Source organism: Hamadaea flava (genome assembly GCF_024172085.1).
GTDB lineage: Bacteria > Actinomycetota > Actinomycetes > Mycobacteriales > Micromonosporaceae > Hamadaea > Hamadaea flava.
Genome location: NZ_JAMZDZ010000001.1, coordinates 7,071,713 through 7,085,601, shown reverse-complemented (window position 1 = coordinate 7,085,601; position 13,889 = coordinate 7,071,713). Strand labels below are relative to the sequence as shown.

Sequence of the window (13,889 nt, the reverse complement as noted above, 5' to 3'; positions counted from 1 at the left end):
TTCGACCGCGCTGGGCTGCCACGGCGCGGGGGCCGTGGCAGCCGAGAGAAGGACCGGATCGGTCACGACAGTTCGGGCGCGCCCGCGGACTGCGCGAGCCACGTCTGCTGCAGCTTGGTCAGCGTGCCGTCGGCGCGCAGGGCGTCGACCGCCTGGCTGACGCAGGAGGTCAGCGCCGAACCCTTGTCCAGCACCAGGCCGAACTGCTCGGCCTGGCCGGTCGTCGCCGGCAGCTGGCCGACGATGAGCGAGTTCTCGATCTCCGCGCCGGTCATGTAGAACGCCGTCGGCAGGTCGACGACCAGGCCGTCGATCTGACCGTTCTGCAGGGCCTTCTTCGCGTCGTCGTTGTTGTTGAACACCGACGGCTGCCCGGTCGGCTTGATCACCTCGGCGATCGCGGTGTAGCTGCTCGTGCCGACCTGAGCGCCCAGCTTGGCCGCCTGGAGGTCGGCGATCGACTTCGCCCCGGCGATCTTCGACGACTTCAGCGCGATGACGGTCTGCCGGACGTCGTAGTACGGCGAGGAGAAGTCCACCGCCTTCTTGCGGTCCTCGGTGATCGAGAACTCGTTGACGTCGAAGTCGTACGGCTTCGCCCCGGGCGCGATGGCGTTGTTGAACGTCACGCGGGTCCAGACGACGTCACCGGGGGCATAGCCGAGCTTGGTGGCCACGGCGTACGCGACCGCGCCCTCGAACCCCTTCTGGTTGTCGGGCTTGTTGTCCACGAACCACGGCTCGTAGACCGGCTCGTCGGTGCCGATGGTCAGCTTCCCGGCGGCGAGCGTCTTGAGGGAGTCCTTGGTGCAGGCGGCTCCGGAGGCGGAGGCCGACGACGACGGGGTCTCGTCGGCGGGCGCGCACGCGGTCAGCGCGGCGGCGGAAAGAAGGGCGGCGGCCAGGGTGGCCGGAGCAAGTCGGCGGAACATGGAACGCAGCATAGAGACCACGTCGAAGATCGCCGGTGAACAGGGTGTGACCGTTCCGGCAGCCGGACACGGCACGGTGAGGCAGCCCACATCCGTGCGCTGGCTATGCTCGGCGGCGTGGGTGAGCTGCGTGAGGTATGGGCGGCGCCGAAGCTGCTGCGGGGCACCGCCCTGGCCAGCCTCGCGGCGAACGTCGGCATCGTCGTCACCGGCGGAGCCGTCCGCCTGACCGGATCCGGGCTCGGCTGCCCGACCTGGCCCAAGTGCACCGGCGAATCCCTGGTCGCCACCCGCGAGATGGGCGTCAACGGCGCCATCGAGTTCGGCAACCGGCTGCTGACCTTCGTCGTCGCCATCCTCGCCGTCCTCGGCTTCCTGCTGGCCCGCCAGGCGGCCAAGCGGATCCGCGCGACCGGCGGCGACCCCGGTCAGGCCCGGTCGATGGTGCGCTGGTCGTTCTGGACCGCGCTGAGCATCCCGGCCCAGGCCGCTTGGGGCGGCCTGACCGTGCTGACCAACCTGAACCCCTGGATCGTGGGGCTGCACTTCATGGTCAGCATCGGAATCATCTTCGCCGCCTTCGGGTTCTGGCGCAGCACACTGGACGCCGACCCGCACCTCGCGCCGACCCGCGTGACCGTCGCCCGGGAACTGCGCTGGCTGGTCGGCCTGATCCAGGCCGCCGCGGTGGGCGTACTCGTGATCGGCACGATGGTGACCGGCAGCGGACCGCACGCGGGCGACCAGGGCGCGGCCCGCAACGGCCTCGATCCGGCCCAGATCTCGCAGGTCCACGCGGACCTGGTGTTCCTGTTGTTCGGCCTGGCCGCCGCGGCCTGGCTGGCCCTGCGGGCGGTCCGCGCGACCGCCGCCGCGGCCGCGACCCTGGTCCTGCTGGGCGTCCTGGCCGGACAGGGCGTCATCGGGTTCGTCCAGTACTTCACGCATCTGCAGCCGGTGCTCGTCGGCGTGCACATGTTCGGCGCGAGTCTGGTCTGGATCGCCGCGCTGCGCGTGTGGTGGGCGGTGCTCCCGGCCCGACCCGTGCCATTGGTCCGTCAGTCAGCCGGTCGGTCACTGGAAGATAACTTGACGGTTGCAAACGCGACCGGTGCCCGAGAAAGGTCGTGACCGCAGGCACCGGGCGGTGCATGATGTGCGGCGTGTCCCCCTCTCTGCGCCGGCGTGCCGTGATCGACCCCGCGGCGCTGGCTGGCGCGGTCGAAACGGCGTTCAGCGCCGAGGCGGATCTCGACTATTGGGGCGCGATCAGGTACGCCGAAGCCGCCGGGCAGGTCGTCGAGTCGATCGCGGCCCTGGTCCGGCAGGGTGAACCGGCCAAGGCCGCGCCGCTGTTCGAGCGCGCGGCCGAGCTGCTCGCGGTGGCCCAGGAGAAGGCCGACGACACGGCCGGCTGCCTGGAGGATCTCCAGCGGCGGCTGCGCGACGGTCTCGACGAGGCCCGCGCCTTCGGCGATTCCCCTGCCTGATCAGCTCAGGCGCGCCACGATCGCGTCGGCGAACCGCTCCGCGGCTCCATCCGCGTACGCGAGGAAGACGCTGGGCTCGGTCAGCTCCAGTTCCACCAGGACGGGCGACCCGTCGATGCCGGGGATGACGTCCACGCGAGCGTAGAGCAGCCCTGTCGGAGCAGCTGCCAGCACCTGCTTGGCCAGCGCGAACTCCGCCTCGGACGGGTCCCGGGCGGTGATCGCCTCGGGCACGTAGAGGCCGTCGGTCCCGGTGTCCGGCCCGGCCAGCATCGGTCCCTTGCGGATGGCGTGGCTGAACTCCAGCTCTCCGCTCTCCGGCGAGGAGAAGTGCAGCAGCGCGGTCTCGCCGTACGTGTCGACGGCGGGCAGGTAGGGCTGCACCATGACCAGCCGGCCGGCCTGCTGGAGCCGCTGGACGTGGGCCCGGGCCAGGTCGGTGTCGTCCGGTCCGTACCGGCCGGTGTCCTTGCTGCCGGCGCTGACGGCCGGCTTGACGACGTACTCCCCGGCGGGCGGGGTGAACGTGTCCCCCGCGTCGATCCACTGCGTCGGCACGACCGGCACCCCGGCCTCGGCCAGCTCGCGCAGGTACCGCTTGTCGGTGTTCCATCGCACGACGCCGGCGGGGTTCAGCACCCGGCCGGCGGGCAGCCGCCCGATCCACTCCAGGAACTCGGCGTAGCGGTAGAAGTAGTCCCACGGCGAGCGGAGGACGATCAGATCGTAGGCGGCCCAGTCGGCCTCGGCGTCGTCCCAGCTCACCGGTTCCGCGGTCACGCCGCGCTCGGCCAGCGGGGCGAGCAGGAGGCGGTCGTCGTCCTCCAGCGCCGGAAGATCCCGGCAGGTAACGAGAGCGACCCGGGCCTGGGCCCGGGTCGCGTCGCCTACGAGTAAGGGGTTATTCACGCTGCAAAGATTACAAGAGGGGCTGTGCCGAACGATCAGCGGGCGAGTTGCCGCCGGCCCATCGAACGCCACAGGTCGTTGCTCGGCCGCATCAGCTCGACGAGCTCGCGCTCCCAGCCGTTTTCCACCGGCACCCCGGCCTCCTCGCACGCGGCTCGCGCGACATCGGTGCTCGGCGCGACCAGGTCTCCCCAGCCGCCGTCGTTGCCGACGAGTACGACGCGCGCGCCGCGCCGCCCGAGAAATTCGATGACCGCCTTCGCCCCGCCGTGCTCACCGGCGAATCCCTTGATCCCGGAGACGAGGGTCTTCTCCAGGGCCGGAGATTCGAGGGTGAGAGTCGTATCGGAACCATCTGCCATGCCATGACGATAAGCAGAACGTCACGGACCGCGGCGCGTTCGAGGGCCTTCTGTGACACGTGTTACGACGCGGGGTCAGCGGGGTTAACGGGGAATGTCCACTTTCATCCCGGCCAATACCGGACATAGCACACCATCAAACTGGCATGATTCTTTCGCCCCCAGCAAATCGGGCGTGTCCGGACAGCTACGTCAGATTACGGCATCGATGGCGATTGCCACAAAGAGCAACGTGAGGTACGTCGTGGACCAGTGGAACATCTTCATCGGTCGCACCTTCTCGCCCCGGCGGGCCTGACCGTACAGGTCCCAGGCCTGCTTGAGGAACAGCACGCCGAGCACGATCGCGGGAACGCCATAGATGAAGCTCATCCCGAACGGCCACAACGCCACCGACGCCACCAGGGTCAGCGCCGTGTAGACGACGCTCTCCAGGCCGACACGCTGGAGCGAGCGGACCACCGGCAGCATCGGGATGCCCGCCCGCGCGTAATCGTCTTTGAACTTGATGGCCAGCGCGTAGAAGTGCGGCGGCTGCCACAGGAACACGATGGCGAACATCAGCCAGGCCGCCCACGACAGCGAGCCGGTCACGGCCGCCCAGCCGATCAGCACCGGGGCCGCCCCACAGGCGCCGCCCCACACCGTGTTCTGCCAGGTGGTGCGCTTCAGCCACAGGGTGTAGACGACGTCGTAGTAGACGACCGCCGCGACGGTCAGCGCGGTCGCCAGCCAGTTCGTGAAGACCGCCATCAGCAGGGTCGACACCGCCGCCAGGACCAGCCCGAAGACGAGCGCCGACCGCGGCGACACGGTGTGCCGCGGCAGCGGCCGCCGCGACGTACGCCGCATCAGCTGGTCGATGTCGCGGTCGATGTAGCAGTTGAGCGCGTTGGCCGCCCCGGCCGCCAGCGATCCGCCGACGAGCACGACCAGCATCAGCCCGATCGAGGGCACGCCGCCGGCCGCGAGCATCATCGCCGGGACGGTCGTGACGAGCAGCAGCTCGACGATGCGGGGCTTGGTCAGCGCCACGTACGCCGAGACGACGGCACGCACGGAACGTCGCGCGTGCGAACCCTCGATGACCGCGGGTTCGTCGGTGGCGGAGTCGCGTGGGGGGAGATCTACGGGAGAGGCCGGCTCAGCGGCGAGCGTGCTCACCGCTAGAGGGTAAGCCAAGCACCAGCGCAGACCTTTTCAGCCCCGCCGAGGTGCGACCGATCACACCACCGGCCGGTCCGGCTCGACGCGGCGTGGTCAGCCGCGAGGACCGGGCTCGACCGGAACCAACGGCACCCTGCCGGGCCGCGATCCGCATAGCACGGCGCGCCCGGGGGAAGTGAGGGAGATCGCGTACGCACCGTGCACACGATCTGTAGGGTCTGAGGGGAAAGGCGACACCGTGGCCGCCCGAGACACACTCCGGCCGGAAGCTCACGCTGTTCCTGCACATCTGGCGAACAGCCGCGAGCGCTGGCCGGACCATCACATATGCAGGGAGCAGGAAGCACCGTGGCCGAGTTGAGTTGGTCTGATCTTGATAAGCGCGCCGTCGACACGATCCGGGTGCTGGCCATGGACGCGGTCGAGAAGTCCGGCAACGGGCATCCCGGCACCGCGATGAGCCTGGCGCCGGCGGCGTACCTCCTCTTCCAGAAGGTGATGCGGCATGATCCGGCCGATCCGCACTGGCTGGGCCGGGACCGGTTCGTGCTGTCCTGCGGGCACAGCAGCCTGACCCTCTACATTCAGCTCTACCTGAGCGGCTACGGCCTTCAGCTGTCGGATCTGCAGCAGTTGCGGCAGTGGGGCTCGCTGACTCCCGGTCACCCCGAGTACAAGCACACTCGCGGCGTCGAGACCACCACCGGCCCGCTCGGCCAGGGCATCGCCAACGCGGTCGGCATGGCGATGGCGGCCCGCCGCGAGCGCGGCCTGCTCGACCCGGAGCCCGCCGTCGGCCAGAGCATCTTCGACCACAACATCTTCGTCTTCGCCTCCGACGGCGACATCGAGGAGGGCATCAGCCACGAGGCCAGCGCCATCGCCGGCCACCAGAAGCTCGGCAACCTCATCATGATCTACGACGACAACGAGATCTCGATCGAGGACGACACCCGCATCGCCAAGTCCGAGGACGTAGTCGCGCGATACGCCGCGTACGGGTGGCACACCGCCCGCGTCGACTGGACGCGTACGGGCAAGTACGAGGAGGACGTCGAGGCGCTCTGGCAGGCCGTGCAGGACGCCAGGGCCGAGACCGACCGGCCGAGTTTCATCGCGCTGCGCACGATCATCGGCTGGCCCGCGCCGAACAAGCAGAACACCGGCAAGATCCACGGTTCCGCCCTGGGCGCCGACGAGGTCGCCGCGACGAAGAAGATCCTCGGCTTCAACCCCGACGCCAGCTTCGACGTCAACGACGAAGTACTCGCGCACGCCCGCGCGGTCGGCGACCGGGGCGGCGACCTCCACGCCGCCTGGCAGCAGCGGTTCGACGCCTGGAGCACGGCCAACCCGGAGCGCGCGGCGCTGCTCAAGCGCCTCCTCGCGCGTACGCTCCCGGAAGGCTGGACCGCGTCGTTGCCGGAGTGGCCCGCGGGCAGCAAGGCGATCGCGACCCGGGCCGCCTCGGGCGAGGTGCTGAACAAGCTGGCGCCGGTCCTGCCGGAGCTGTGGGGCGGTTCGGCCGACCTCGCGGAGAGCAACAACACGACGATGAAGGGCGAGCCGTCGTTCATCCCCGCCGAGTTCGCGACCAAGGAGTTCCCCGGTCACGAGTACGGCCGGACGCTGCACTTCGGCATCCGCGAGCACGCCATGGGCGGCATCCTGAACGGCATCGCCCTGCACGGCAAGACGCGGCCCTACGGCGGCACCTTCCTGGTCTTCAGCGACTACATGCGGCCCTCGGTACGCCTCGCGTCGCTGATGGGCCTGCCGGTGACCTACGTGTGGACGCACGACTCCATCGGCCTCGGCGAGGACGGCCCGACGCACCAGCCGATCGAGCACCTCTCGGCGCTGCGGGCGATCCCGGGGCTGGACGTCGTCCGCCCCGCCGACGCCAACGAGACCGCGTACGCGTGGCGCGCCGCGCTGGAGCACGTCGACCGGCCGACCGGCCTGGTGCTGACCCGGCAGGCGCTGCCGGTGCTCGACCCGGCCAGCGTGTCCTACGAGGACTTCACGAAGGGCGCGTACGTCCTGGCCGAGGCGGGCAACGGCAAGCCGCAGGTGATCATCATGGCCACCGGCTCCGAGGTGCCGATCGCGCTGACCGCGCGCGAGCGCCTGGAGGCCGATGGGCTGGCCACCCGGGTCGTCTCGGTGCCGTGCCAGGAGTGGTTCCGGGCGCAGGACCGGGAGTACCGCGACCTGATCCTGCCGCCGAGCGTGAGGGCCCGGGTCAGCGTCGAGGCGGCCGTCGAGATGTCGTGGCGCGACCTGGTCGGCCCGGACGGCGAGTCGGTGAGCATCGAGCACTACGGCGCGTCCGCGCCCTACCAGGTGCTGTTCGAGAAGTTCGGCTTCACGCCGGACAACGTGGTGGCGGCCGCGCGCGCGAGCCTGTCGCGCATCGGCGCCATCAAGGGTGAGACGACCGGGAACTGAGGAGACTGGTGATGGCAGGCAACCTTGCGAAGCTCTCCGCCGCTGGGGTAGCGGTGTGGCTGGACGACATCTCGCGGGAACGGCTTGTTGGTTCCGGTCGCTCGATCGGGCCGAAGGGCGTGAGCCCGGAGGACCGGAGGACGGCCGGGACCGACCACAGTGGCGCAGGCGGCGGGCTGGACAAGCTGCGTACCGAGCAGCACGTCGTCGGCGTCACGAGCAACCCGACCATCTTCGCCGCCGCGCTGGCGGGCTCCGAGCTGTACGCCGAGCAGCTGCACGACCTCGCCGTACGCAAGGTGACGGTGGACGAGGCAGCCCGGATGATCACGACGTACGACGTGCGCTGGGCCTGTGACGTCATGCGTCCGGCGTACGACGCGTCCGAGGGCACCGACGGCCGCGTCTCGATCGAGGTCGACCCACGGCTGGCCATGGCGACCGACGCGACCGTCGCCGAGGCGAAGCAGCTGTGGTGGCTGGTGGACCGGGAGAACCTCTTCATCAAGATCCCGGCGACCGAACCCGGTCTGCCGGCGATCACCCAGACCCTCGCCCACGGGATCAGCGTGAACGTGACGCTGATCTTCTCGCTGGAGCGCTACCGGGCCGTCATGGACGCCTGGCTGACCGGGCTGGAGCAGGCCAAGGCCAACGGGCACGACCTGACCAAGCTGGAGTCGGTCGCGTCGTTCTTCGTGTCCCGGGTGGACACCGAGGTCGACAAACGCCTGGAGAAGATCGGTACGCCCGAGGCACTGGCGCTGCGAGGCAAGGCCGCCGTGGCCAACGCCCGGCTGGCGTACCAGGCGTTCCTGGAGGTGGCCGGCGGCGAGCGCTGGGCGGCGCTGAAGGCGGCCGGAGCACGGCCGCAGCGTCCGCTGTGGGCGTCGACGGGCACGAAGAACCCGGACTACTCCGACGTGCTCTACGTCGACGAGTTGATCGCGCCGGGGACCGTCAACACGATGCCCGAGAAGACGATGCGGGCCGCCGACGACCACTCGGCCGTCTCGGCCGACACCATCACGACCCACTTCGTCGAGGCCCAGCAGGTCCTCGACGATCTGCGTGCGGTCGGCGTCGACATGGACGACGTCGTCGAGGTGCTCGAGACCGAAGGTGTGGAGAAGTTCGAGACCAGCTGGACCGAGCTGCTCGACGGGATCGCGGCGAAGCTGGAGCAGGCATGAGTGAGGTCGAATTCGCGGCGGGCTTGGCGGTCCGGGCGGACAGCGTCGACACCCCGGTCGCGACCCAGGCCCGGGACGAGTTGGTCGCGGCGGGCGTACCGGCGAAACTGGCGGCTCAGGACCCCTCGCTGTGGGGTCCGGCCGCCGAGGCTGAGGCGTCCGTCCGGCTCGGCTGGCTGAACGCCGCCGAGATCAGCCGTGCCCTGCTCCCCCAGCTCGCCGAGCTGGCCACGGAACTGGCCGACCTGGATCACGTCGTGCTGGCCGGCATGGGCGGCTCGTCGCTGGCCCCGGAGGTCATCTCGCGTACGCTCGGCCGTCCGCTCACCGTCCTCGACACGACCGACCCCCATCAGGTACGCGCGGCCATCGCCGACCGGCTGGACCGGACCGTCGTCGTCGTGGCGAGCAAGTCGGGGTCGACCGTCGAGACCGACAGCCACCGGCGGGCGTACTGGCAGGCGTTCCTGGACGCCGGGCTCAGCGAGGCCGAGGCGGGCCGCCGGTTCGTCATCGTGACCGATCCGGGCTCCCCGTTGGAGCAGACCGCGCGCGAGATGGGCGCGTTCGTCGTCCTCGCCGACCCGAACGTGGGCGGCCGCTACTCGGCGCTGACCGCGTTCGGCCTGGTGCCCACCGCGCTGGCCGGGGTCGACGTGGCCGACCTGCTCGACCAGGCGCAGGCGTTGACGCCGAGCCTGGCCGAGGCGGACGGCAATCCCGCGCTGGCGCTCGGCACCCTGCTCGGAGCGGCCGCGCAGGCCGGCCGGGACAAGGTGAGCCTGGCCGAGGACGGCAGCGGCATCGTCGGCCTCGGCGACTGGGCCGAGCAGCTGATCGCCGAGTCCACCGGCAAGCAGGGCCTCGGCATCCTGCCTGTCGTGGTGGAGTCGCCGACCGCGCCCGGCGCCACCGGCGACGACGTGCTGACCGTGCTGGTCGGCGGGCCGCAGGACGTCACCGCTCCGGCGACGCCGGGCACCGTGGCGGTCAACGGCCCGCTCGGCGCGCAGTTCCTCGCCTGGGAGTACGCCACCGCCATCGCCGGCCGGGTCATCGGGATCGACCCGTTCGACCAGCCGAATGTGACGGAGTCCAAGGAGAACACCAAGAAGATCCTGGAGTCCGGTACGCCGATGGTGGCGGCCACCTTCACCGACGGCCCGGTCGCCGGCTACTCCTCGGCCGAGGTGTCCGATGTGGAGTCCGCCCTGCGGTGGCTGACCGAGCAGGTCGGCCCGGACGGCTACGTGGCCGTCATGGCCTACCTGGACCGGGTCGCCGACGCCCAGGCCGCCGAGGTACGCCCACTGCTGGCCACCGCTACCGGCCGGCCGGTCACGTTCGGCTGGGGGCCGCGCTTCCTGCACTCGACCGGCCAGTTCCACAAGGGCGGCCCGCAGGTCGGCGCGTTCCTCCAGATCACCGGCGCGGTCACCGACGACCTCCCGGTTCCGGGGCGCCCCTACACCTTCGGCGAGCTGCAGGCGGCACAGGCCGCCGGCGACCGGCAGGCGCTGGCCGGGCGGGGCCGTCCGCTGCTGCACCTGCACTTGAACGACCGGCGCGCCGGGGTGGCCCGCCTCCTCGACGCCGCCCGCATCTTGGGAGCCTGACGTGTCCCTCGCCCGGAGAAAGGAAGAGACGGGGCCGCGCAACCCCCTGCGCGATCCGCAGGACCGGCGACTGCCCCGCATTCCCGAACCTTGCGCCCTGGTCATCTTCGGCGTGACCGGCGACCTGTCCCGCAAGAAGCTCATTCCCGCGATCTACGACCTGGCGAACCGGGGGATGTTGCCGCCCGGCTTCGTCGTCCTGGGGTACGCCCGGCGGGACTGGGGTGACGGCGACTTCGAGGACTTCGCCCGCCAGCACGCCCAGGAGCACGCGCGTACGCCGTGGCGGGAGGAGGTGTGGCAGCGGCTGGTCGGCAACATCAAGTTCGTGGCCGGCGCGTTCGACGACGACGCCGGGTTCGACCATCTCGCCGCCACGCTGGACGACCTGCGGGAGACGCACGGCATCAAGGGCAACGCCGCGTTCTACTTCTCCATCCCGCCCGCCGCCTTCCCGACCGTGCTCAAGCAGCTCGAGCGGACCGGCATGGCGAGCAACGAGAAGTCCGGCGGCTGGCGCCGGGTGGTCGTGGAGAAGCCGTTCGGCAACGACCTGGAGTCGGCGAAGAAGCTCAACGACCTCGTCGACGACGTGTTCACCGCGCCGGACGTCTTCCGCATCGACCACTACCTCGGCAAGGAGACCGTCCAGAACATCCTGGCGCTGCGGTTCGCCAACGCGCTGTTCGAGCCGGTCTGGAACACCAAGTACGTCGACTCCGTGCAGATCACGATGGCCGAGGACGTCGGCATCGGCACCCGGGCGGCGTTCTACGACTCGGTCGGCACCGCGCGGGACGTGCTGCAGAACCACCTGTTGCAGCTGCTCGCACTGGTGGCGATGGAGGAGCCGACGAGCTTCGACGCGAGCGAGATCCGGGCGGAGAAGCTGAAGGTGCTGCGGGCCATCAAGCTGCCCAGCGACATCGCCACCGGCACCGTCCGCGGCCAGTACACCGCGGGCTGGGTGGCCGGCGAGCCGGTGGCCGGGTATCTGGAGGAGTCCGACGTCCCCGCGACCTCGACGACCGAGACCTACGTGGCCGTCGAACTGGGCATCCAGAACCGGCGCTGGGCCGAGGTCCCGTTCTACATCCGCTGCGGCAAGCGCATGCCGCGCCGGGTCACCGAGGTGGCGATCCTGTTCAAGAAGGCGCCGCACCTGCCGTTCAACCCCGACGACGTGGAACTGCTCGGCAACAACCAGCTGGTCATCCGGGTGCAGCCGGACGAGGGCGTCGTGCTCAAGTTCGGCTCGAAGGTCCCCGGCACCGCGATGGAGCTGCGCGACATCGCGATGGACTTCTCCTACGGCGAGGCCTTCACCGAGGCCAGCCCGGAGGCGTACGAGCGGCTCGTCCTGGACGTCCTCATCGGCGACCGGACGCTGTTCCCGACCGCCGACGAGGTCGAGGAGAGCTGGCGGGTGGTCGACCCGCTCGAAGAGGCGTGGGCCGGCACCAAACCCGACCCCTACCGGGCCGGTACCTGGGGGCCGATCGAGGCGGACGAGATGCTGGCCCGCGAGGGCCGCACCTGGCGCCGGGCATAGGAGGACTGAACAATGCTGGCTCTCTGGGACACTACCGGGGCCGAGGTCGTCCGCAAGCTCGCCGCCGAACGGCACTCCGCCGGCGGCGTCGCGAGCGGACTGGCCTTGACGCTGGTCGTCGTGGTCGAAGAGGCACGCGTACGCGCGGTCGAGGACGCGGCGACGATCGCCGCCGCGTCGCACCCCTGCCGCCTCATCGTGGTCAGCCGGATCTCGCCGACCGCCGGGGCGACCCGGCCCGGCGTCGACCCGGCCAAGGACCGGCTCGACGCCGAGATCATCGTCGGCGGGCGCCTCGGCCCGGCCGAGGCGGTCGTGCTGCGGATGCACGGCGGCGTCGCCCAGCACGCCGAGAGCGTCGTCATCCCGCTGCTCGCCCCGGACGTCCCGGTGGTGACCTGGTGGCACGGCGCTCCCCCGGATCGCATCGCCGAGGACCCGCTGGGGGTCGTCGCCGAGCGGCGCATCACCGACGTCGCACAGGCCGCCGATCCGATGGCCTCACTGCGCCAGCGAGCGGTCGACTACGCCCCGGGGGACACCGACCTGGCCTGGACGCGTACGACGCCGTGGCGGACCCTTCTGGCGGGCGCGTTCGACACCGTGACTGAACCGGCGACGGCGGTCTCGGTGACCGCGCCCGGCGATGACCCGGTGGCCGCGTTGCTGTCGGGGTGGCTCTGCGCCCGGCTCGGCGTCACTCCGACGCTCAAGCCCGGATCGCGGCTGGATCAGGTCGCGGTGACCCTCGGCGACGGCTCCGAGTTGTCGCTGACCCGCAACGAGGGCACGGCGGTGCTGTCGCGGAGCGGCTCGCACGACCGGGTGCTGCCGTTGGTGCACCGTCGGCTCGGCGAGGAACTGGCCGAGGAGCTGCGTCGGCTCGACGCCGACCAGATCTACGCCGCCGCGCTGGAGGCCGCCACCGGCACCGAGGGGCTCAACGACCGCATCGGCCAGCGCGTCGGGGTGAAGGACCTGGTGAACGTGTGAGCGCGGAGCACGCCGTCATCGTCCACGCCGACGCCGACCTGCTGGCTGAGGCGGTCGCGGCGCGGTTGACGGTCAAGCTGATCGACGCCCAGTCGGCCCGCGGCAGCGCGAGCGTCGTGCTCACGGGTGGGCGGGTCGCCGCCGCGGTCTACCGGGCCGTGGCCGCCAGCCCGGCCCTCGGGGCCGTCGACTGGTCACGGGTGGACGTCTGGTGGGGCGACGAGCGCTTCCTGCCGGCCGGCCACCCTGATCGCAACGAGACCCAGGCGCGCCAGGCGCTTCTCGACCTGGTTCCGCTCGATCCCGCACGGGTACGCCCGATGGCGCCGTCGGACGGGCCGGACGGGGACGATCCGGAGGCCGCCGCCGCCCGGTACGCCGCTCAGCTGGCCCGGGTCGCGGAGGGTTCGGCGGATCTGCCGTACTTCGACCTGGTGTTGCTCGGGGTGGGCGAGGACGGCCACGTCGCGTCGGTCTTCCCGGAGCAGCCGGCCGCCTACGAGACGCGTCCGGTGGCCGCCGTACGCGGAGCGCCGAAGCCGCCGCCGGTGCGGATCACCCTCACCCTCCCGGCGATCAACACCGCCGACGAGGTGTGGCTGATCGCCACCGGTCCGGGCAAGGCCGCCGCCATCGGGATGGCCGTCTCCGGCGCCGGCGCAGTACAGGTGCCCGCCGGTGGCGTGGAGGGTGTCGGGCGTACGTTGTGGCTGCTGGACCGGGCCGCCGCGGCTCAGCTGCCGGCCAAGGCGGTCAGCCTGCGCTCCTGACGGACGCGGTATTCGGCCCGATGACCGCGAAAGGCCCCCGCACCGAAGTGCGGGGGCCTTTGCGTGAGTCTGATCAGAGCGGGCGGACCTGCTCGGCCTGGGGGCCCTTGGCTCCCTGAGCGATCTCGAACTCAACCCGCTGGTTCTCCTCCAGGCTGCGATACCCGCTGCTCTGGATGGCCGAGAAGTGAACGAACACATCCGGGCCGCCGTTGTCGACCGAGATGAAGCCGAAGCCCTTGTCCGCGTTGAACCACTTGACGGTTCCCTGTGCCATGCTGCGCCTAACTCCCTTGGTGGGTTCTTCCACGTGCGTCTGCATCGTGACCTTTTAGCTGCGGAGCACGCGAAGCCTTCCCAAAAGTGCTGGTCAAGCAGCGCGAGTGAACCTCGTACGCAAAAAGATGCCATCAGCCTAGCGCATCCCCGCGACCTATGGGTGCACGGTGGGCCG

Annotated in this window: 13 protein-coding genes; 8 read left to right on the top strand and 5 right to left on the bottom strand. The window is 70.7% G+C overall.

Translation table 11 applies throughout. The annotated features are described in order from the left end of the window. Positions 1–62: 62 nt before the first annotated feature. Complete coding sequence (locus HDA40_RS33275; RefSeq protein WP_253761752.1) at positions 63–932, bottom strand: ABC transporter substrate-binding protein; 870 nt, start codon at positions 930–932, stop codon at positions 63–65. Between the two features lie 117 nt (positions 933–1,049). On the opposite strand from HDA40_RS33275, the gene HDA40_RS33270 reads away from it, so the two are divergent. After that, positions 1,050–2,063 (top strand): COX15/CtaA family protein, encoded by a 1,014-nt coding sequence (locus HDA40_RS33270; protein WP_253761751.1) that lies wholly within the window; start codon positions 1,050–1,052, stop codon positions 2,061–2,063. A 32-nt stretch (positions 2,064–2,095) separates the two neighbouring features. Next, the gene (locus HDA40_RS33265; protein WP_253761750.1) at positions 2,096–2,422 is read left to right on the top strand and encodes a hypothetical protein; all 327 of its coding nucleotides are present in this window, start codon (positions 2,096–2,098) and stop codon (positions 2,420–2,422) included. Here the strand turns inward: HDA40_RS33265 and HDA40_RS33260 are convergent, their stop codons facing one another. From HDA40_RS33260 to HDA40_RS33250, 3 genes are all read right to left on the bottom strand, one after another. Further along, the gene (locus tag HDA40_RS33260) at positions 2,423–3,331 is read right to left on the bottom strand and encodes an ATP-grasp domain-containing protein (protein ID WP_253761749.1); all 909 of its coding nucleotides are present in this window, start codon (positions 3,329–3,331) and stop codon (positions 2,423–2,425) included. Between the two features lie 35 nt (positions 3,332–3,366). Beyond that, on the bottom strand, positions 3,367–3,693 hold the full coding sequence (locus HDA40_RS33255; protein ID WP_253761748.1) for a hypothetical protein: 327 nt from the start codon (positions 3,691–3,693) through the stop codon (positions 3,367–3,369). Positions 3,694–3,885: 192 nt separating this feature from the next. Next, positions 3,886–4,779: a heme o synthase gene (locus HDA40_RS33250; protein WP_253763902.1), complete on the bottom strand. Its 894-nt coding sequence runs from the start codon at positions 4,777–4,779 to the stop codon at positions 3,886–3,888. 429 nt (positions 4,780–5,208) lie between these two features. Between HDA40_RS33250 and tkt the strand changes: the two genes are divergently transcribed. From tkt to pgl, 6 genes are read left to right on the top strand one after another with little or no spacing between them, the layout of a single operon-like run. Further along, positions 5,209–7,311 (top strand): transketolase, encoded by a 2,103-nt coding sequence (gene tkt, locus HDA40_RS33245; RefSeq protein WP_308197794.1) that lies wholly within the window; start codon positions 5,209–5,211, stop codon positions 7,309–7,311. A gap of 11 nt (positions 7,312–7,322) precedes the next feature. Beyond that, the gene (tal, locus tag HDA40_RS33240) at positions 7,323–8,504 is read left to right on the top strand and encodes a transaldolase (protein ID WP_253761747.1); all 1,182 of its coding nucleotides are present in this window, start codon (positions 7,323–7,325) and stop codon (positions 8,502–8,504) included. Beyond that, complete coding sequence (locus HDA40_RS33235) at positions 8,501–10,120, top strand: phosphoglucose isomerase-related protein (protein ID WP_253761746.1); 1,620 nt, start codon at positions 8,501–8,503, stop codon at positions 10,118–10,120. Before tal ends, HDA40_RS33235 begins: the two co-directional genes overlap by 4 nt. A 1-nt stretch (position 10,121) precedes the next feature. Then, positions 10,122–11,672, top strand: coding sequence for a glucose-6-phosphate dehydrogenase (gene zwf, locus HDA40_RS33230; protein ID WP_253761745.1), 1,551 nt, complete (start codon positions 10,122–10,124; stop codon positions 11,670–11,672). A 12-nt stretch (positions 11,673–11,684) separates the two neighbouring features. After that, the gene (locus tag HDA40_RS33225) at positions 11,685–12,665 is read left to right on the top strand and encodes a glucose-6-phosphate dehydrogenase assembly protein OpcA (protein ID WP_253761744.1); all 981 of its coding nucleotides are present in this window, start codon (positions 11,685–11,687) and stop codon (positions 12,663–12,665) included. Beyond that, complete coding sequence (gene pgl, locus HDA40_RS33220) at positions 12,662–13,435, top strand: 6-phosphogluconolactonase (RefSeq protein WP_253761743.1); 774 nt, start codon at positions 12,662–12,664, stop codon at positions 13,433–13,435. The genes HDA40_RS33225 and pgl overlap by 4 nt, the downstream gene beginning before the upstream one ends. Positions 13,436–13,508: 73 nt before the next feature. Here pgl and HDA40_RS33215 read toward each other — a convergent pair whose 3' ends face one another. Then, on the bottom strand, positions 13,509–13,712 hold the full coding sequence (locus tag HDA40_RS33215) for a cold-shock protein (RefSeq protein ID WP_027347011.1): 204 nt from the start codon (positions 13,710–13,712) through the stop codon (positions 13,509–13,511). Between the last annotated feature and the right edge of the window lie 177 nt (positions 13,713–13,889).